Source organism: Roseofilum sp. KMC-1, assembly GCF_057802075.1.
On record NZ_CM173605.1, the window covers coordinates 4560360 to 4579335 of the forward strand.

The 18976-nt window shown below is 46.6% G+C and carries 18 protein-coding genes; 13 read left to right on the forward strand and 5 right to left on the reverse strand.

All coding sequences use genetic code 11. The annotated features are described in order from the left end of the window. Nucleotides 1–162: 162 nt before the first annotated feature. The 4 genes from AC3FZD_RS20995 (at nt 163) to thiD (ending at nt 3971) form a co-directional block, all read left to right on the forward strand. Nucleotides 163–576: a hypothetical protein gene (locus tag AC3FZD_RS20995; RefSeq protein WP_488737893.1), complete on the forward strand. Its 414-nt coding sequence runs from the start codon at nt 163–165 to the stop codon at nt 574–576. Between the two features lie 111 nt (nt 577–687). Further along, nucleotides 688–1521, forward strand: a complete 834-nt coding sequence (locus tag AC3FZD_RS21000; protein WP_488737894.1) for a cell division protein FtsQ/DivIB — start codon at nt 688–690, stop codon at nt 1519–1521. Nucleotides 1522–1852: 331 nt separating this feature from the next. After that, nucleotides 1853–3142 carry a cell division protein FtsZ gene (gene ftsZ / locus AC3FZD_RS21005; protein WP_488737895.1) on the forward strand — a complete coding sequence of 430 codons (1290 nt, stop codon included), beginning with the start codon at nt 1853–1855 and terminating at the stop codon, nt 3140–3142. 22 nt (nt 3143–3164) lie between these two features. Next, nucleotides 3165–3971 (forward strand): bifunctional hydroxymethylpyrimidine kinase/phosphomethylpyrimidine kinase, encoded by an 807-nt coding sequence (gene thiD, locus AC3FZD_RS21010; RefSeq protein ID WP_488737896.1) that lies wholly within the window; start codon nt 3165–3167, stop codon nt 3969–3971. A gap of 140 nt (nt 3972–4111) precedes the next feature. Here the strand turns inward: thiD and AC3FZD_RS21015 are convergent, their stop codons facing one another. Continuing rightward, the gene (locus AC3FZD_RS21015; protein ID WP_488737897.1) at nt 4112–4822 is read right to left on the reverse strand and encodes an HAD-IA family hydrolase; all 711 of its coding nucleotides are present in this window, start codon (nt 4820–4822) and stop codon (nt 4112–4114) included. Between the two features lie 18 nt (nt 4823–4840). Continuing rightward, a complete protein-coding gene (locus AC3FZD_RS21020; protein WP_488737898.1) occupies nt 4841–6034 on the reverse strand; it encodes an NAD(P)/FAD-dependent oxidoreductase in 1194 nt (397 codons plus the stop codon). A gap of 221 nt (nt 6035–6255) precedes the next feature. On the opposite strand from AC3FZD_RS21020, the gene AC3FZD_RS21025 reads away from it, so the two are divergent. From AC3FZD_RS21025 to AC3FZD_RS21050, 6 genes are all read left to right on the forward strand, one after another. Then, the gene (locus tag AC3FZD_RS21025) at nt 6256–7116 is read left to right on the forward strand and encodes a prohibitin family protein (RefSeq protein ID WP_488737899.1); all 861 of its coding nucleotides are present in this window, start codon (nt 6256–6258) and stop codon (nt 7114–7116) included. Between the two features lie 370 nt (nt 7117–7486). Beyond that, complete coding sequence (locus AC3FZD_RS21030; RefSeq protein ID WP_488737900.1) at nt 7487–8827, forward strand: nicotinate phosphoribosyltransferase; 1341 nt, start codon at nt 7487–7489, stop codon at nt 8825–8827. Between the two features lie 57 nt (nt 8828–8884). Continuing rightward, nucleotides 8885–9490 (forward strand): nicotinate-nucleotide adenylyltransferase, encoded by a 606-nt coding sequence (locus tag AC3FZD_RS21035; RefSeq protein ID WP_488737901.1) that lies wholly within the window; start codon nt 8885–8887, stop codon nt 9488–9490. Continuing rightward, the gene (locus AC3FZD_RS21040; RefSeq protein ID WP_488737902.1) at nt 9444–10178 is read left to right on the forward strand and encodes an NUDIX hydrolase; all 735 of its coding nucleotides are present in this window, start codon (nt 9444–9446) and stop codon (nt 10176–10178) included. Before AC3FZD_RS21035 ends, AC3FZD_RS21040 begins: the two co-directional genes overlap by 47 nt. Nucleotides 10179–10191: 13 nt before the next feature. Beyond that, nucleotides 10192–10920, forward strand: a complete 729-nt coding sequence (locus AC3FZD_RS21045; protein ID WP_488737903.1) for a ribonuclease III domain-containing protein — start codon at nt 10192–10194, stop codon at nt 10918–10920. A 116-nt stretch (nt 10921–11036) separates the two neighbouring features. Then, nucleotides 11037–12722, forward strand: a complete 1686-nt coding sequence (locus AC3FZD_RS21050) for an NAD+ synthase (RefSeq protein WP_488737904.1) — start codon at nt 11037–11039, stop codon at nt 12720–12722. A gap of 65 nt (nt 12723–12787) precedes the next feature. On the opposite strand, the gene AC3FZD_RS21055 is transcribed toward AC3FZD_RS21050, so the two are convergent. From AC3FZD_RS21055 to cpeB, 3 genes are all read right to left on the reverse strand, one after another. Continuing rightward, nucleotides 12788–13408: a HEAT repeat domain-containing protein gene (locus tag AC3FZD_RS21055; RefSeq protein WP_488737905.1), complete on the reverse strand. Its 621-nt coding sequence runs from the start codon at nt 13406–13408 to the stop codon at nt 12788–12790. A 157-nt stretch (nt 13409–13565) separates the two neighbouring features. Further along, a complete protein-coding gene (gene cpeA / locus AC3FZD_RS21060) occupies nt 13566–14060 on the reverse strand; it encodes a C-phycoerythrin subunit alpha (protein WP_488737906.1) in 495 nt (164 codons plus the stop codon). Nucleotides 14061–14147: 87 nt separating this feature from the next. Continuing rightward, nucleotides 14148–14702 (reverse strand): phycoerythrin subunit beta, encoded by a 555-nt coding sequence (gene cpeB, locus AC3FZD_RS21065; protein WP_488737907.1) that lies wholly within the window; start codon nt 14700–14702, stop codon nt 14148–14150. A 228-nt stretch (nt 14703–14930) separates the two neighbouring features. Here cpeB and cpeY point away from each other — a divergent pair, with 228 nt between their 5' ends. The 3 genes from cpeY (at nt 14931) to AC3FZD_RS21080 (ending at nt 18969) form a co-directional block, all read left to right on the forward strand. Then, nucleotides 14931–16199, forward strand: a complete 1269-nt coding sequence (cpeY, locus tag AC3FZD_RS21070) for a C-phycoerythrin alpha-cysteine-82 phycoerythrobilin lyase CpeY (RefSeq protein WP_488737908.1) — start codon at nt 14931–14933, stop codon at nt 16197–16199. Nucleotides 16200–16331: 132 nt separating this feature from the next. Continuing rightward, the gene (locus AC3FZD_RS21075) at nt 16332–17279 is read left to right on the forward strand and encodes an ABC transporter ATP-binding protein (protein WP_488737909.1); all 948 of its coding nucleotides are present in this window, start codon (nt 16332–16334) and stop codon (nt 17277–17279) included. Between the two features lie 31 nt (nt 17280–17310). After that, nucleotides 17311–18969: an ABC transporter permease gene (locus AC3FZD_RS21080; protein ID WP_488737910.1), complete on the forward strand. Its 1659-nt coding sequence runs from the start codon at nt 17311–17313 to the stop codon at nt 18967–18969. The last annotated feature ends 7 nt before the right edge of the window (nt 18970–18976 follow it).

An 18976-nucleotide genomic window follows, 5' to 3' on the forward strand; every position in this document is an offset into this window, starting at 1 on the left:
AACCATAACTCATCCTTTTGGGGATTTGGGCCCCATTTAGCCGAATGGTTAACGATTCTTTTCAAGTTGGCGTTTCGGCTCTCACCGACATGAAAGCGCGGCTTGCCGGAGGAATCGCCAAAAAACAGTTTCCCTCTCTAGCCATCATTAACGAGAAAAATTATGGAACGCGGTTTACTCTGGTTACCTTTACTGGCAGTATTTATAGGCTTAACCTGGGCGGGATGGAAGGAATACCAAAAATTACAAGCTTATGAACAGTGGGCGAAAGACTTCGATCGCTCTAAGTATGATATTTATGCTGCTTTGGGACAAAAAGGAGACCAGTTAACTTGGGGCCAACCCACAGCATCCGGGGTGAGGAACTGCCAAACCTTATCTCTGACTGACTTAGAAGAGGTTCAACTGTGGGTTGAAGGTAAGAGGGTTAAGGACGATATCCCCCAAGGAAAAACGGTGATGTTAGCCCTACAGTTGCAAGGGAAAAGCGAACCTGTGAAAATTTCCTTCACAGATGCACAATTGGCACAGCAATGGGGGAATTATTTAAATCAGGAGTGGTTGCAGCAAAAATGAGTTTAAAAATCTTTTGAGTAGAGGGTAAGAGCCACTAATGGCCATAACCCAGCAGTTTGTAAGCTATATTCTCAACCTTTGACTCCCTCTTGCCTCTTGCCTATTTAAGCAATGACCATTATTCAACCGATTTCTAAACAGGAATTACTGGAACGACGCAGACAACTCCGCCAAAAGCAACGGTTGAAGCTCCTGCAAACCCTTTGGCAAACCGTAGCTGTTGGGGCGATCGCCTATGGGGGAGGATGGCTATTGACTCAGCCGAATTGGGCGATCAACGATCCCGAACAAGTGGTAATTACGGGCAATGAGTTGCTCACCGCAGAAGCTTTGCGAGAGATGTTACCGATTAAATATCCCCAGTCCCTGTTTCGACTCCAACCCCATGAAATTGCCCAGGCCTTAGAAGCCAAGGGGCCAATAGCTCAAGCACGAGTCACTCGGCAATTATTACCCCTGAGATTAACGATCAAGGTGAGCGAACGGTTACCCGTGGCGATCGCCACGGACTCTCGACAGAGTAAAACGGTGGGGTTAATTGATGAACAAGGCATCTGGATGCCCATGGAAAGCTACACCCAGTTAACCTCCTTTCCTCTTCCCACCCTAAAAATCATTGGCCCATTAACCCATTATCAGTCCTCTTGGCCCCAAATCTATGCAGTTCTCAAAGAGTCTCCTGTTCAAATTACCGAGCTGAACTGGGAAGATCCCAAAAACTTAATCCTGACCACCGAATTAGGACAAGTCCATCTGGGAGTCTATACCCCCCAATTTGCCAAGCAATTGCAAGTTCTCGATCAAATGCGACAGCTACCGGAGCAGCTCGATCCGGGGCAAATGAACTATATCGATCTGAGAAATCCAGAGGCCCCCTCTATTGAGATGAAGTCCTCGTCTGTTCAATCTAAGCCATCTGAGCCAGACCAGATCCCTCAAGAATAAATCCTAAATTTAGGGAAGACTTAACGTTTTTTCTGGGCAAGTCTGATAAACTTCTGGTAAAGATTCCCCCTTGCCCAGATAAAAAAGCATGAAACTGAAACCTCCGAACCAATGAGTACAAGCTATGATAAGCTTCATCAAGGGCATGGTGAATTGGCCAAAACCCTAGCTTGAGGTTAAACTTTGGGATATAATCCCCATCGGCCACTATGATATTGGGTGAGGAATTGAGCTACTGGGTACGATTTGTGCCTACAAGAGTTGCGATGTTGTTCCTTAGCCGACTTGATACTATACATTCATTGATATTTATTGTGTAAAGCAACTGCCCATGACACCTCCCAATCAGAAGCTGGGGCATGTCCCCCTCAACTCTAATCGTGATAGTCAATCCAACCCTTCAATGGCAGTGGATTCAGGTAATCCGTTTAAAAATGCTGGAGTTTCTTCTTCTAATTTTAAAGGGCATCAACAGATGGTAAGTGATGAGGATCAACTACAAAATATTACACCGAGTAGTGTGGCTAGAATTAAAGTGATTGGTGTGGGAGGGGGTGGCGGTAATGCCGTCAACCGCATGGTGATTAATGAAGTGTCAGGGGTTGAGTTTTGGTCAATTAATACGGATGCCCAAGCCTTGGTACATTCAGCAGCATTGAATCGATTGCAAATTGGGCAGAAGCTAACCCGTGGCTTGGGTGCTGGGGGAAATCCGGCGATCGGACAAAAGGCCGCAGAAGAGTCCCGTGATGAAATTGGTAAGGCTCTGCAAGGTTCAGATTTGGTATTTATTACGTCTGGTATGGGAGGGGGTACGGGTACAGGCGCTTCGGCTGTGGTGGCAGAAGTGGCGAAAGAGGTGGGGGCCCTAACCGTCGGTGTGGTGACTCGCCCGTTTCTGTTTGAAGGTCGGCGGCGGATGAATCAGGCGGAACAGGGGATTGAAGCCCTTAAAAGTCGGGTGGATACCTTGATCATTATTCCCAATGATAAGTTGTTGTCGGTGGTGTCTGAGCAAACCCCGGTACAGGAAGCGTTTACGGTGGCGGATGATATTCTGCGCCAAGGAGTACAAGGAATTGCGGATATTATTACGGTTTCGGGCTTGGTGAATGTGGATTTTGCCGATGTGCGGGCGGTGATGGCGGATGCAGGATCGGCTTTGATGGGTATTGGAGGGGGTTCTGGGAAGTCGAGAGCGAGGGAGGCGGCGATCGCCGCCATTTCCTCCCCCTTGCTGGAGTCTTCCATTGATGGGGCTAAAGGTGTGGTGCTGAATATTACGGGCGGTAGCGATCTAACCTTGGTTGAGGTGAATGCGGCAGCTCAGGTGATTTATGAGGCAGTCGATCCGAATGCCAATATTATTTTTGGGGCGGTGATTGATGAGAAACTACAAGGGGAAATCCGGATTACGGTGATTGCCACAGGTTTTACGGGAGAACAGCCGTCCTCTAACACGGTACAGCAGCAGCAGCGATCGTATCCTAATATCTATCAAGCGCCCTTAACGCCTTCTCCTGCACCCGCTCCTTCTCCGAGTCCTCCTCCCCTGAATCCTCCGCCGAAAGGGTTGGATATTCCCGATTTCCTCCAACGTCGCCGTCCACCGAAAACCTAGAAGGGAAGAGAGATCTTTACAGATGAAGTCGAAAATCCCGGTTGTGCTGACGATCGCCGGATCGGATAGTGGAGGAGGTGCAGGTATTCAGGCTGATTTACGCACCTTCGCGTTTCACTGTGTTCATGGTGCGTCAGCTTTGACCTGCGTGACAGCCCAAAATACGGTGGCAGTTAACCGGGTGGATGCTTTACCTCCACAAGCGGTCATCGCTCAACTTGAAGCGGTGGTTGAGGATATGGGGGTTCAGGCTGTGAAGACGGGAATGTTACTCAATGTGGAGATTATTAAGGCTGTAAGCGATCGCCTGCAAGCGTTGCAACTGCGTCCCCTGGTGGTCGATCCGGTGATGGTCTCCCGTAATGGGAACCAATTGATCGACCAGCAGGCTGTGAGAGTCCTGCAACAGGAGCTGATCCCCCAAGCCACTTTGGTGACCCCAAATCGTTATGAAGCACAGTTGCTTACCGGTGTAGAAATTGACTCTCTAGAAAAAATGAAAGAAGCCGCCGAAACCTTGAAATGGCAATCTGGAGTCCAGGCGGTTTTGATTAAGGGCGGGGGAATGACTGGAGAATTACGGGGTGTTGATGTTCTGCTTGACGATCGGGGTATTACGGTGCTAAAAACGGAATGTATTGATACATCTAATACCCATGGAACCGGATGTACCTTATCAGCAGCGATCGCCGCGAATCTGGCTATAGGTCATTCCATACCCGATGCTGTGCTAAAAGCGAAAAACTATGTCACTGAAGCCCTGAAATGGAGTTTAGACATTGGCCAGGGAACTGGCCCAGTGGGTCATTTCTTCCCACTGATGCCTTAATTAAAGTTGGGTTGCAGCTCTCTAACCTACTCAAAATTTTCATTGGCTTGAATCAGTTGGATACTCTTGAGGATATCCATCAGATAAAGGCTAAGTTACTGTATTGCTATTGCCTATTTCCTGGCAAGTCGATCTATTGCTCATACAAAGGCTTGAAAACAAGACCAGACTTTACCTTTAGCCACCTTAAACAATTCCGGGTGTTGAGATTGGCGTTGTAGCCAAATGGGAGAAAGTCCAGCTTCAATTGCACCCAAATAATCATCTTCATAACTATCGCCAATATGTAAGGCTTCATGGGGTTTGTAGCCATGTTTAGCGAGGGCGATATGGAAGATTTTTGGGTCAGGTTTAGCTGTGCCAACTTCGGTGGAAATGGTAATCGACTTGAAAAAATGTTGTAGACCTAGGGCGTTGAGAACTTTATGTAAACGGGAATCAAAGTTAGAAATGACTCCCAGTTCAATCCCTTGATTTTTCCAGCTTAAGAGAGAAGATTTGACATCGGGATAAACAAACCAGGGGTAAAACGTTGAGAAATAATGATAGAGTTCATTGAAAAAGCGGTCAAAGTCAGTAAACCGATCCATCACTTCAGCTTGAGTGAAGGTTTCAAAGGCGATCGCCTTCCACCACTCGAACTCATAGGACTGTAGGGCTTGAGAATCAATCCCAGGAAAAGCGGCTGGCGGAGCCTTTTTGAAGCTCTCGATAAAGGTTTGGTCAATCAAATCGGCAGAAACTTCAACCCCAAATCCTTGGGCAAATTGGCTATAAATTTCGCCTACACTGCCGCGTACCCCAAAGAGCGTACCCACGGCATCTAAAAAAATAACCTTCGGTTGTGACATGGTGATGCCTTTGATGATCTAATTTAACATTATCTCTTGTAAGGGTTGTGTCATCCAGTTAAAAGCGACTTTTAATTGGTGGTTGAGGGTGGGCAGACGATAGAGATAAATGAGACGACGGGCGATATGGGCTAGGGGGCCATCGAGTTGCAGCCCTAAACCGGTTAAGGTAGCATTATCGATGCCCAAAGCCATCATTTCACCGAGGTGAGAATAGCGGACGGGGAGCAAGGGGCGATTGCATAAAGAGGCCCAGATATTCCAGGCACAATAATCTGCTTGTTGAATGGCTGCTTGGGCGGTTTTGGGGAGGATTTGACCCGTAGCATCACAGCAGTCAGAAAGGTCGCCAATAATGAAATAATGGGGACGATCGATCGCCTGTAGGGTGGCAGTAGTAGTAATCTGACCGCGAGGATTCTTTTTGAGATCTAAACCTTGGATACTGGGCGGAATTTGGGTTCCCACTGTCCATAAGACAATATCTACGGGAAGGGTATCTTCTTGACCTTTATATAATAAGGAAATAGAATCGGGGGCGATCGCCTCAATGGTGGTTTCTAAGTCGATCCAAACCCCTTTTTGTTTGAGGGCGGCTTCTGCTGCTTTGCGGTTAAACTCTGGAGAATGGGCTAAGATACAATCCCCTTTTTCCACTAAACGAATGCGGCCGCGATCGCCCAAGCGATCAGCTAATTTACAGGCTAATTCTACACCACTATAGCCTGCACCGGCGATCGCCACCCGAATTACTTCTTGCTCCGATGCGATCAAAGAGCGTAAACTCTCTTCTAAGCGATAGACATCTTCCAGAGTCCGAAAGGGGATGGCATATTCCTGACATCCGGGAACCCAAGTTAAGGGTGTTTCTCCTCCCAAAGCTAACACGATGCGATCGCCATGCAAAACCTGTCCTGATTCTAGGATAACCTCTTGAGTCTCCAAATCAATTTGACTCACCTCTGCTTGGATAAACCGCACCCCAGTGTCTGCTAACAGCTCTGCATAAGGGGGCGCTATTTCCCAAGTCTGCATTTCCCCAGTAATCAGCTCATATAATAGGGGCATAAACAAAAATCGGTCTTGGCGATCGATCAAAACGATCTCTGGTTTTTCCCGTCCCTCCCAAGAAAACTCACTCAAACGCAGGGCAGTATACAACCCCCCAAAACCACCACCGAGGATACAAATGCGTGTAGATCGTTGTGACATAACCAGAAGACTCGGACATCTACAAGAGAACTTCTTACAGCATAACAATGAGCAATGAACAATGAGCAATGAGTAAATAAGCGAGCAAGATGCTCGCGCTCCCCATCCCCCCATCTCCCCATCCCCCCATCCCCCCATCCCCCCATCTCCCCATCCCCCCATCCCCCACAAAGCACTGATAAGATGATCGAGGCAAGACATTCGATCTTAAGGAGGTTATCATGTCCAGAAATCAATCAGACATTGGTGTATCCGCAATCCTGTTTAGCATTATTGCTGCCTTAATTATTTTAATTGGTGCAAATAGCTTTGTAATTATCAACCCCGGTCAAGCCGGGGTTATCAGCATTTTAGGCAAAGCCAGAGATGGGGTACTTCTAGAAGGCATTCACTTCAAACCCCCTTTAGTTTCCAACGTTGATATTTATGATGTTACCGTGCAAAAATTTGAAGTTCCTGCCCAAAGTTCCACCCGCGACTTACAAGAATTAAGCGCTCGTTTTGCTATTAACTTCCGCCTCGATCCGCTTAAAGTGGTGGAAATTCGCCGTACCCAAGGAACTCTAGAAAATTTGGTTTCTAAAGTGATTGCTCCTCAAACCCAGGAATCCTTTAAAATTGCGGCGGCAGTGCGAACTGTAGAGGAATCGATTACCAAACGGACAGAATTGAAGCAAGATTTTGATATCGCCCTAGATCAAAGGCTGCAAAAATATGGCATTATTGTCCTTGATACCAGCGTCATTGACCTTGCCTTTTCGGCTGAATTTGCCCGTGCTGTCGAAGAAAAACAAATTGCCGAACAACGAGCGCAACGGGCGATTTATATTGCACAAGAAGCGGAACAACAAGCCCAAGCCGATATTAACCGGGCGAAAGGGAAAGCCGAAGCTCAACGGTTATTAGCAGAGACTTTAAAGGCTCAAGGGGGGTCATTAGTGCTGCAAAAAGAGGCGATCGAAGCTTGGCGAGAAGGAGGGGCACAAATGCCCAAAGTTTTAGTCACTGGAAGTCAATCTAATTCGGGTATACCCTTTCTCTTTAATCTCGGTAATCTGGAACAAACTGTAGATTCCCAGTAAGTTTTGGCAGCACAAAAATAATCTGTAGGGGTGGGTTTCATTCATGTCCGCTTGCCCAAACCCACCCCTTGTATGTCTCACTGTTATTTGAATTGACTATATGAATCGATGGATTGAATGAGGTTATACCATTTCTCTTTAAGATTTTATAGTGCTTGGCTCTGTTATGAGGGACAATTAGGCTGTTTTTGAAGATAACCAGAATAGCTCAAAGTCTTATATAGTAGTCTTTTTGCCAACTCATTCCCCCAATAGAGCAACGGGGATGAGGGGGGCTTTAAGGTGATTTTCAGAAAAATGACTTGACATAATTATGGTTTAATCTACTATAATAGGAAGAGAAGCAGCCTTAAAGGAGGCGATCGCCAAAATGGAAGACTCCTTACTCACCCTTAACCGAGAAGACAACAGCCTACTGACTGACCTCTATCAGCTCACCATGAACGCCTGTTACATCGGTGAAGGCATAGAAGAACATCGAGCCAGCTTTGAACTGTTTACACGCCGTTTACCCCCAGGTTTCGGTTACCTGATCGCCATGGGACTGCAACCGGCGATCGCATATTTGCAAAACCTGCACTTTACCCCCGCTCAGATTGAAGCCTTGCAAGCAACTGGCATTTTTGACCCTGCGCCCGATCGCTTCTGGACAAAATTAGCCGAATTTCGCTTTACCGGCGATGTCTGGGCTGTACCCGAAGGAACCGCGATTTTTGCCAATCAACCCCTATTGAGAATAGAAGCCCCCCTCTGGCAAGGGCAACTGGTGGAAACCTATTTACTCAATACCTTAAATTATCAGACCCTGATCGCCACCAAAGCTGCCCGAATGCGGGATATGGCGGGCGATCGGGCCTCGATCCTAGAATTTGGCACAAGACGGGCTTTTAGTCCCCAGGGGGCACTCTGGGCAGCACGAGCCGCCCTTGCGGGGGGAATGGATAGCACATCCAATGTCTTAGCCGCCCTAAAATTGGGTCGTAACCCAGCAGGAACCATGGCTCATTCTCTCGTAATGGCGATCGCCGCCTGCGAAGGCACAGAAGATGCCGCCTTTCAAGCCTTTTACCGCTATTTTCCCGGCGCTCCTCTGCTGATCGACACCTATGATAGTCTGGCAGCAGCCCAACGGTTAGCCAAGCAAATGGAAGCGGGAACCCTAGAAGTCAAAGGAATTCGCCTCGACTCTGGGGATCTGGTTACCCTGTCCCAGAAAATCCGCCAAATCTTACCTGAAGTGCCCATTCTGGTTAGTGGAGACATCGATGAATATGAAATGCAGCGCTTAAACCAAGCCGGTGCTTGCATTGATGGCTATGGCATTGGCACAAAATTGGTCACCGGTTCCCCCGTCAATGGAGTTTATAAACTGGTGGAAATTCAAGATAAACCGGTGATGAAGCGCTCTACGGATAAAATGAGCTATCCTGGACGCAAACAAATCTTTCGGCGCTTCAGTGAGGGAGAATATAGAGGCGATCGCCTGGGTTTAATCCATGAACCCCCCGAACCCGAAGAAATCCCCCTCTTGCAACCCATGCTCAAAGCCGGAGAACAAGTCACTATGGGCGATACTCTGGATATCATCCAAGAGCGTACCCGCACCTCTATCCTCAAACTTCCCCTCTCCTGTCGCCGTTTAGAAGATCCGATCCCTCTTCCCATGGAAATTTCCGCTAAACTACAACAACTGATCCAGAATATGGCTTGATGGGACAAGGAGACCAAAATTTCCCCCATCCCCCCATCCCTCCATTCCCCATTCCCTATGAACACTGTTGCCCTTTTTGGAACTAGCGCCGATCCCCCCACTCAGGGACATCGAGCCATTCTCGAATGGTTGAGCCAACACTACGATCATGTGGCGGTTTGGGCCTCAAACAATCCGTTTAAAGACCATCAAACCCCTCTCGATCACCGTCTGGCGATGCTGGAATTATTGATCGAAAATCTCAAAGACCACTATCCGAATATTGGCTTATATCCGCAATTGGGTTATTCGCGATCGCTAGAATCAGTCCATGTCGCCCGCGATCTCTGGCCCGAAGAACGGTTTATTCTGGTGGTAGGTTCCGATCTGATTGCCCAAATGCCCAAATGGTATCAAATCAAGACCTTATTGCAGCAAGTCGAACTTTTGATTGTAGAGCGTTCGGGGTATGCGATCGAGTCGGAGCAAGTGCAAGCGCTCACCGAGTTAGGAGGAATTGTGGCGATCGCCGATTTTGATGTTCCACCTGTGTCCTCAACAGCGTATCGTGAAAGAAAGGAGACCCAAGTTATTACGCCTCCCATTCAGGATTACATCCATCGGGAGCAGTTGTATCATGCCAGAGAGCCATTCAAAACCAACTCGCAAAGAGCCATTAGCTGACTTTAAAGTGGGCGTAGATAACGTCATCTTTTCCGTTGATAGCGCCCTTAACCGACTCCTCGTCCTCTTGGTAATGCGCCATGAAGACCCCTATCTCAATCAATGGAGTTTACCCGGAACCCTTGTCCGTCGCTCCGAATCTCTCGAACAAGCCGCCTATCGCATCCTTTCGGAGAAAATTCGCGCCCAAAACCTCTATCTAGAGCAACTCTATACCTTTGGCGACCCTGGACGTGACCCCAGAGAGTCTCCCGATCAATATGGCGTTCGATATCTTTCCGTCAGTTACTTTGCCCTCGTGCGTTTTGATGAAGCTCAACTGATTGCCGATGGAGTCAGTGGCATTGCTTGGTATCCCATTCATCAAGTGCCAAACCTAGCATTCGATCACAATCAGATTCTAGAATATGGCTACAGACGTTTACGCAACAAATTGGAATATAGTCCCGTGGCCTTCGATGTCCTACCGGAGATGTTTACCCTCAATGACTTGTATCAACTCTACACTACGGTGTTAGGAGAGAATTTTTCAGACTATTCTAACTTCCGCGCTCGCTTGCTGAAGTTAGGATTCCTATATGATACAGGGGTGAAAGCTTCACGAGGAGCAGGGAGACCGGCCAGCCTTTATCGATTTGATGCACAAGCGTTCGATTTACTAAAAGATAAACCCATGGTGTTTATTTGATGAGTGCGATCGCATGACTAAAATCTACGATAACCCCGGACAAGTCCATCAAGCCGAACGGATTGAAGTTACAATTCGTTACCAGTTTAATGAAAAGGAATATCTTTGGCAAGTGCTAAAGTCAGGTCGATCATTAATGCAAGGTAAAGCTCTCGATGAATCAGGCAATCGCCTGTTATTTCTCGGAGAAGCTGTTTTAGAAATGATTGCTGCTGATTGCTGCTATGAACAACCCAAAGCTTGGATTGAGTTTTTGGAGCCAAAAATGCTAGGACAATTAGCCGATCAATTGGAAGTCACCGATTGGATACAAATTCGGGTCGATCATCCTGAACGCTGGGGTGATGAACGGTTAATCCATTTAGGGCAATTTCTTAAACTGCTCACTGGTATGATTTACCTCGATTGTAATTTTTATCAGGTACGCGATTGGTTTTTGGGGCAAGTCATTGGCATTGATAATCCCCTGATTCCCCCAGATTATCCCGGCAGTGGTGAACCCTATCGTGATTTCTTTCATTTGGGTAAATCAGCTTTAAATTTAATTGCCAGCGATTATTTATATGCTCGATTTCCTGGAGTGCCCAAAGAGGTGTTATGCCATATTCGGGAAGGCTGCAAGGAAAAAATGCTAGATCTGGGAAAAATTGATGAGAAATCTTTGGGCAAAAATTATGTCAAAGGTAAATTTGTTTTTGTGAGAAACAAGTTAATTTCTTTGATTCAGAAAGCTGAGAAATAACTAGCTTGCTTAAATTAAATCTTATTTTATTGTCTTCATAAAATGGTGACAACTAGGGTTGCTTTGTACCCCATCACCCCATTCCCCCATTCCCCCATTCCCCCATTCCCTAAAACATGAAAATTGCCATCGCTCAACTCAATCCCACCATTGGCGATCTAGAAAATAATGCCCAAATGATCCTCAAGTCGGCAGAAATCGCGGCTGTTCAGGGCGCTCTAGTGTTGCTCACTCCAGAATTATCCCTTTGTGGTTATCCTCCCCGTGACCTGTTAAATTATCCTGTTTTTATTGATCGAATGGGTCAATCAATCGAAAATTTAGCTCAGAAAATACCCAAGAATTTGATTGTTTGTGTGGGCACAGTCACCCGAAACTTAAAAGCAAATGAACAGGGAGGAAAAGAGTTATTTAATAGTGTGGTGGCGCTCTATCAAGGGGAGGTTTTAGCAGAGTTTCATAAACGCCTGCTGCCGACCTATGATGTGTTTGATGAAGACCGATATTTTGAACCAGGCGATGAAAGTCAAGTGTTAGCCCTACAGACGGAGCAAGTGGATCTGAGAATTGGGGTGACCATTTGCGAGGATTTATGGAATGATGAACAGTTTTGGGGTAAGCGTTCTTATCCGATTAATCCCTTGGCAGATTTAATGGATAAAAATGTAGATCTTGTGATTAATTTATCGGCTTCTCCTTATAGTTTAAATAAACCTACATTGAGAAGTTCAATGTTAAGTTATAGCGCGAGTCGTTACCAAGTGCCGATTATTTATGTCAATCAGGTGGGCGGAAATGATGATTTGGTGTTTGATGGTCATAGTTTGGCGGTGAATCAAACTGGAAAAGTGGTGGCTCAATTGGAGGGGTTTAAGTCTGATTTTCAAGTCCTGAAATTTGATCCCCAACAGCATGATTTAATCGGTGAGTCTCTAGAACTTTCTGAGGATGAAAATTCGGAGATTTGGTCGGCTTTGGTATTAGGGGTTCGAGACTATGCTCGCAAGTGTGGCTTTAGTAAAATTGTGTTGGGATTAAGTGGGGGAATTGATTCGGCTTTGGTGGCGGCGATTGCCGCAGAAGCGATCGCACCCTCTCAAGTTCTCGGTGTCCTCATGCCTTCTCCCTATAGCTCGGAACACTCGATTACGGATGCTCTCAAATTAGCACAAAATCTCGGCATTCAAACCCAAACCTTTCCCATTGGAGACTTAATGAAGAGTTTCGATCGCACTCTAGAACCCTTATTTACGGGGACAGAACCCGGTGTTGCCGAAGAAAATATTCAATCTCGAATTCGCGGAAATCTGCTCATGGCGATCGCCAATAAATTCGGTCATCTCCTCATCTCTACCGGTAATAAATCGGAGATGGCAGTCGGATATTGCACGCTCTACGGAGACATGGATGGCGGTTTAGCGGCGATCGCCGATGTCCCCAAAACCCGCGTTTATAGCCTCTGTCGCTGGCTCAACAGCCATTCAGGAAAGGAAATCATCCCCGAAAATATCTTAGTTAAACCCCCTAGCGCTGAACTCAAACCCGATCAATGCGATCAAGACTCTCTCCCCGACTATGACACCCTCGATGACATTCTCCATCGCCTCATCCACGATCGCCAATCCCCAGAAATCATAGCTGCTGCCGGACACGATCGAGCCATCATCAATAAAGTTTTACACTTAGTCAAACAAGCCGAATTTAAGCGCCGCCAAGCCCCTCCCGGCTTAAAAATTACCTCCAGAGCCTTCGGTACAGGATGGCGAATGCCCATCGCCGCCAAAGGTATCCCCAGTTTATAATTTTCCCTGAGCGCTGGAAATCAAGTCCGGTGAATCAGTTACAATACGTCACTTGATATCATGACTTACCAGCGCCCAGCACCATATTGTATAGTTTGCTCTAAGCGGGGTAACGCATTAGTCGCCGATTCCCGAACATAACTATCCACCGATTCATCATTCGCCAATTGGGTTAACACTTCTGTGGCTCTATCATCTCCCATAGAAGCCAAAGCATTAATAATAGATACCGCTAAAGCTAAATTATCCGTAGTCTTTAGGGTTTCCACTAATAAATCTAACATCGGCGAACCCACTGCCCCCAACGCCATCACTGCTGCAATATTCACCACCGGATTCGGATGATTGAGAGCCACCTTTAAGCCTTCTACCCCTTCTTCAGGAAAAGCATCAGAGCCATAATTAACAGCAACTTGGGCTAAAGCCTTGACACAACTGGCTTGAATCGTAGGATTATCACTCTGATTAAACAAGGAAACGATGGCAGAAACTGCATCTGCACCAATCACCCCTAACGCTTTCACAGCCGCTCGGCGAAGATCTACATTTTCCTCATTCACCATTTCAATTAAGCGGTCAATAGTATGTTCATCGCGATTTTCAGCTAACTCTACCATAGCCCGTTCCCGTAGATTGGGGTTGGGGTGTTTAAGCTGGGCAAATAAAGCGTCAATATCTGTAGTCATTTTAGGCAACTATAACTATTAACTATTTAGACACTAAGAACTCTAAGTCTTGAACTTGACTATATATTAAAGCCAAGCTTTAGACTTAGAGTTCTCTAAAGTTTTATTCTTGAACTTAAATGTCAAGAACTCAACTCAATTTTTTCCCGGCGATAGACTAGGACAAGGAGTTGATTACATAGTCCAGAAGAGCATTGTACTCAACTAGAGCTTGTGCAGACATATCGCGAGGAGCGCAACCGCGGTTGCGAGCGAAGCTCAGAGCTTCAACATAGGGAGCGGTGGGCAGACCTAAAGCACGATAAACTTCACGCTGTCCAGCAATTCCCCACTCATCAAGAGGACCAGTACCGCCAACTGCCAAGCAGTAGCTAACCAAGCGCAGGTAGTGCTTGATGTCACGCAGACACTTGGCTTTGAAAGTCTCGGTGGAATTGGCTTCCCCAGCATTGTTCAGGTAAGAATACTTTTTGATGCAAGCATCATAAGCTTCTTTGGCAACAGCATCAATATTGCCGCTGAGTTTTTCAGCAGCTTCTAAACGAGCAGCCGCCCGAGTAAGGCTACCTTGAACAGACTCTAGGTCAGAGGTGCTAGGAAAACGACCAGCAGCATCAGCAGCAGCAATAGCCGTGGTGAGAACTGATTTCATTTCTTTACTATCTCCAGATTTATGTGATCGGTGTTACTTTTTAATCGACGATTGCCCGTCGCTCTTTGGTGCAGTTATTTATCGGTTTTAGCTTAAAGCGGCAATAACGCGATCAAAGTATCCAGCACACTCAGCAGCTAACGCAGAACAGTCTCCTTGGGGAGTATCATTCTTACGGTATTTAGCTCCTGCTTGAGCTTCAGTATTGGTGTTGGTGATGTGAGCAACACAAATAGCCTTCATGATTTGTACTGCACGAGTAGTAGAAGTTGCAGGAACTCCTAGGGCGGTGTAGGTTTCTTTCAGGCCATTTAAGCACCGATCTTCGAGAACGGAAGCATCACCAGCTAACAAAGCATAGGTGACATAGCGCAGAATGATTTCACCATCGCGTAAACACGCAGCCATCCGACGGTTGGGGTAGCAGTTACCACCAGCTTGGATTAAGCCTTGGTTTTCGCAAATCATGCCGGTAATCGCATCAGAAACGCAGCAGCTTGCGTTGCTGGCTACGGCGTTAACAGCGTCTAGGCGCTTGTTTCCTGCAGCAATGAAGCCTTTGAGTTCAGCAATTTTGTCACTGCTCAGAGTGGCAGTGCTGGCATCTGCTGATACCACAGCTCTCGAAAAAGCGTCAAGCATTGAAATGTTTCCCTCTCAATAGTTGAATTCAGGTGACCGGTTATGGAACTGGTCATAATCGACTATAGGAGATGGACTGTACCCAGACCGGGTTTATGATAAACAAGGTAACAATCCTTTACAATTTAGGGGATTATAGATGAGTAAACTGGGAGATCTGCGATCCAGAAAGGGTCAATTTCAAGGTATTTTTAAGAAATCTGCTGATGGGTGTTCAGTGCTAGAGTTATGGATAAACGATTTTCTCAGCTTTTTAATTTAAGTGAAGACCGGGCGATCGCCCTCTTAGAAATGCCTTTGGATCAACTGAGCGATCCGAGCGATCGCTATGTAGCCGCTTGTCACCTCATGCATTATCCTACTGAACGGTCGATCGCCGCCCTGATTAAAGCCATCCAGAATCAAGAAGACGATCTCTATAATCGCATTGCCCGACGTAAGGCAGTGGAAAGCTTGGGACGATTGAAAGCTGAGATGGCTATACCGACACTGCGCGAGTGTTTGACGGACTCAGATATCTATACGGTGGAAAATGCGGTCTGGGCGATCGGCGAAATGGGTACAGAGGATACAGAAATTCTAGAAGCCATTACTCAACTGTTGCAGCAACCCAATCAAAGCTATCGAGTGATTATCCAAGTTTTAGCCAAGTTAGGCTATCAAAGCGCTCTAGAAGCGATTAAACCCTTCATCGACTCCGAAGATCTCTGTATTTCCAGTGTGGCGATCGCCGCTACCAGTCAGTTAAGCCAAGATTTTAGCCTGATGGATCGGGTGGTGGGCTTTCTCCATAGTGACAATCTTAATGTCCGCCGAGCTTGCATCCAAGATTTAATGGATGCGAATTATTATCCAGCTCTGCCCAGAATTGTCCAATGTCCTGTTTCCATTGTCTTTCGTCTGCGAGGCATTAAACATCTGGCTCAAACGGGGATCTCTAGCCAGAAACTCACCTTTGCAGAAGTTGAACCCTATTTTGATCAAGTCATCCGAGATCATCCCGATACCCTGGAATTTGTCCATGAATATGACCAAACCCCCAGCCTAGAATTTGCCATCAATGAACTCTATAGTACGGATTTTGGGCGCTGTTATTTAGCCAGTTATACCCTGCTGCATACTTACCCCCAAGATGCGCCAGAGGCTTTACTGTCCACGTTTGCCGATAAAGCCCATAATGACTATGGCGCTCATTACCATGTGGTCAAACTCTTGGGATGGCTAGGTTATACCCCCGCCTATGATTTACTGGTAGAAGCTCTGCAAAACCAAGCCCCTCAATTCCAAAAATCCAGAGCAGCAGCAGCGATCGCCCTAGGACATTTAGGCGCAACAGCAGCCATACCCCTATTACACCAGGCTCTGCAAACCTCAATTTTCGATCTCAAGTATGCCGCCCTCTTAGCATTACAACAATTAGGCGATCGCCAAGGATGGCAACTCTGCATCGAGGATCGGGATTTAATCTTACAAGCTAAAGCTCTAAGTCAGACATAGGATCTCAGAGCAAAACGTTATAACCCATAGAACCTAGTGCTATCAAAAGGGAAAGGTTACCAATTTGGAAACACTCCTGCCCAATTCCAGTCCCAAAGGCTAGGCTGATAGTTAAGCTTTAGATTAGGGATTATGGCAAAAGAACTCGCAATCCGGACTTGTGGACTAACCAAGCAATTCGATCGCCATATCGCGGTCAACGATCTAGATTTAGAAGTCGGACGGGGTGAAGTCTACGGTTTAATTGGCCCCAATGGTGCAGGGAAAACCACCTTAATTCGCATGTTAGCAGCAGCCGAAGAACCGACGACAGGGGAAATTTATATTAACGGCGATCGCCTCCTCAGAGACCATTCTAACCCCACCCTCAAACGGCGCATTGGTTATCTACCCGACGATTTCCCCGTTTACGACGATCTAACCGTTTGGGACTATTTAGACTATTTTGCCCGTTTATATCAACTCAAAGACCCCCGCCGTCGTCAACGCCTTTATGATGTGCTAGAACTGGTACAACTGGGCAATAAACGTAATAGCCAGATTTCTACCCTTTCACGAGGGATGAAACAACGACTTTCCCTAGCCCGAACCATTATCCATGAACCCATTGTGTTATTACTCGATGAACCAGTATCGGGATTAGATCCCATTGCGCGAATGCAGTTTCGGGAAATTATCAAAGTGCTGCAAGAAGCAGGAATGACCGTTTTAATTTCTTCCCATGTCCTCAGTGACTTGGCAGAACTCTGTACCTCAGTGGGTATCATGGAATTGGGCTATTTAGTCGAAAGCACAACCCTCAAAGATTTGTATCAGCGCCTAAGTCGCCAACAAATCTCGATCGCCACCCTGGGATCTCAAGATGCCCTCATGACAGAACTAAAACAGTTTCCCCAGGTGGACGGATGGGAAACCCTCTCATCCGGTCATTTGCGGGTGAACTTTAACGGAACCCCAGAAGAGAGCGCCCAGTTATTGCGATCGCTCATTAGCGCCAATTTACCCGTAACTGAGTTTTATTCTACCCAGGAAGATTTAGAAACCATCTTCCTGAAACTCGGTCATAAGCAAGCATCTTAAGTTAATGCCCTCCGTAAAGGATATATAAAAGATGAGACTAGATTTAATGAACTTCATTGGGGAGATCAACCCCCAACTCTTCCGAGAACTTAAAGGTCGCTTTAAGACTCGCAACATCATGGTTGCCGGGGGTATGTCTTTATTTACCCAAGTCTTGGTACTCTTCGGCTTCCTCAATGCATTACCCGATCGCCATAGTGAATATCATCGCTATTGTACTGGAGGTAAACCGGAATACTACTACCACCAGTTACGCTGCTTAATGAATCACCTCGGCAATCCCGAAATTAACTGGCAACTCTGGTGGTCAGATCTCTTTGTCTGGTTAACCGTAGTAGGTATCTTTGCCCTTTTAGTCGGAGGCAGCTATCTGATTATCAGCGACCTTGACCGAGAAGAGCGCAAGGGAACCCTAAATTTTATTCGCCTGAGTCCCCAATCTACCCAGCAAATTCTGCTCGGTAAACTCCTAGGGGCCCCCAGCTTACTCTATTTTGCCTGCTTCCTCGCCTTTCCCCTCCATCTGTGGGCAGCGATTAATCTGCATATATCCCTAGGGTTACTCGCCCTTTATTATGGGGTGCTATTAGCCTGTAGCGCCTTCTTTTTCAGTGGCTCCATACTTTTCGGTTTAGTCAGCCATTGGATGGGTGGATTTCAAGCTTGGTTAGCTGGAGGTTTGGTCACTGCTTTTCTGTTTACCACCTCCATGATGCGGGTTGAAGATGCTCCTATTGATATCTTCAAACTCTTCACACCCTCTAGTTTGATTCCCTATCTGATTGGGGAAAAATGGCTGGGGAATATTGAGTTCTTTAATTACGATTTATGGAGTTTGCGGGATCATTCAGTGGAGTGGCACTGGTTTATTCTTCCCATTGGCAAGACAATCGTGACCTTAAGTCTGGCTATGGTGGTTACTTGTGCAGTATGGACAGCTTGGAATTGGCTGGTGATCGATCGCTGTTTCCGCAATCCCAATCAAACCTTAATCGGCAAAAAACAGTCCTATTGGTTAACGGGATGCTTCAGCGTCTTTACCCTGGGTTTGGCTCCCCATGGATATCAGTTTGAAAATCTCTATTGTTTGCTGGTTTTCAACCTGATTTTCTTTGCTGGATTAATGGCTGCTTTGTCTCCCCAAAGACAGGTTTGTGTAGACTGGGCCCGCTATCGCCATATGTCGGAAACTCGCCATCAAGGGTTATTTCAAGAGCTGATATCTGGGAATAAGAGTCCAGCTCTGTTGGCGATCGCCTTTAATTTACTTGAAGCTCAGTTAATTATTCTACCCTGGATTTTAATGTGGCCCGGCGGTACAGACGATGTTCTCCATGGAATCTTTAACCTGCTATTGAGCTTTTCGGTACTGCTCGTTTATGCCAGTGTTGCCCAACTGATGATGATGATGAAATCCAAGAAAAGCGGCATTTGGGCAACCGCCGCCATCGGTGGGGCAATTACCTTACCCCCTCTATTGTTCCTCGTGCTGTCTACTTATCCTGATGAAACTCCCCTGCTCTGGATGTTTACGATCTTCCCCTGGGAAGCTCTCCACCATACCTCAGCTTTGACCGTTATGGTATCCGTGCTAACCCAATGGGCAGTTGTGGGTTTAGTGGCCAGCCAATATTCTCGACAACTGCGTCAAGCTGGAATTTCAGCTTCTAAAGCCTTGGGCCATGGATAATAGAACT

What these genes read in the sequence shown, in the direction of transcription:
- AC3FZD_RS20995 (WP_488737893.1), top strand. Translation starts at nt 163, where the DNA reads ATGGAACGCGGTTTACTCTGGTTACCTTTACTGGCAGTATTTATAGGC.
- AC3FZD_RS21000 (WP_488737894.1), top strand. Translation starts at nt 688, where the DNA reads ATGACCATTATTCAACCGATTTCTAAACAGGAATTACTGGAACGACGC.
- ftsZ (WP_488737895.1), top strand. Translation starts at nt 1,853, where the DNA reads ATGACACCTCCCAATCAGAAGCTGGGGCATGTCCCCCTCAACTCTAAT.
- thiD (WP_488737896.1), top strand. Translation starts at nt 3,165, where the DNA reads ATGAAGTCGAAAATCCCGGTTGTGCTGACGATCGCCGGATCGGATAGT.
- AC3FZD_RS21015 (WP_488737897.1), bottom strand. Translation starts at nt 4,822, where the DNA reads ATGTCACAACCGAAGGTTATTTTTTTAGATGCCGTGGGTACGCTCTTT.
- AC3FZD_RS21020 (WP_488737898.1), bottom strand. Translation starts at nt 6,034, where the DNA reads ATGTCACAACGATCTACACGCATTTGTATCCTCGGTGGTGGTTTTGGG.
- AC3FZD_RS21025 (WP_488737899.1), top strand. Translation starts at nt 6,256, where the DNA reads ATGTCCAGAAATCAATCAGACATTGGTGTATCCGCAATCCTGTTTAGC.
- AC3FZD_RS21030 (WP_488737900.1), top strand. Translation starts at nt 7,487, where the DNA reads ATGGAAGACTCCTTACTCACCCTTAACCGAGAAGACAACAGCCTACTG.
- AC3FZD_RS21035 (WP_488737901.1), top strand. Translation starts at nt 8,885, where the DNA reads ATGAACACTGTTGCCCTTTTTGGAACTAGCGCCGATCCCCCCACTCAG.
- AC3FZD_RS21040 (WP_488737902.1), top strand. Translation starts at nt 9,444, where the DNA reads ATGCCAGAGAGCCATTCAAAACCAACTCGCAAAGAGCCATTAGCTGAC.
- AC3FZD_RS21045 (WP_488737903.1), top strand. Translation starts at nt 10,192, where the DNA reads ATGACTAAAATCTACGATAACCCCGGACAAGTCCATCAAGCCGAACGG.
- AC3FZD_RS21050 (WP_488737904.1), top strand. Translation starts at nt 11,037, where the DNA reads ATGAAAATTGCCATCGCTCAACTCAATCCCACCATTGGCGATCTAGAA.
- AC3FZD_RS21055 (WP_488737905.1), bottom strand. Translation starts at nt 13,408, where the DNA reads ATGACTACAGATATTGACGCTTTATTTGCCCAGCTTAAACACCCCAAC.
- cpeA (WP_488737906.1), bottom strand. Translation starts at nt 14,060, where the DNA reads ATGAAATCAGTTCTCACCACGGCTATTGCTGCTGCTGATGCTGCTGGT.
- cpeB (WP_488737907.1), bottom strand. Translation starts at nt 14,702, where the DNA reads ATGCTTGACGCTTTTTCGAGAGCTGTGGTATCAGCAGATGCCAGCACT.
- cpeY (WP_488737908.1), top strand. Translation starts at nt 14,931, where the DNA reads ATGGATAAACGATTTTCTCAGCTTTTTAATTTAAGTGAAGACCGGGCG.
- AC3FZD_RS21075 (WP_488737909.1), top strand. Translation starts at nt 16,332, where the DNA reads ATGGCAAAAGAACTCGCAATCCGGACTTGTGGACTAACCAAGCAATTC.
- AC3FZD_RS21080 (WP_488737910.1), top strand. Translation starts at nt 17,311, where the DNA reads ATGAGACTAGATTTAATGAACTTCATTGGGGAGATCAACCCCCAACTC.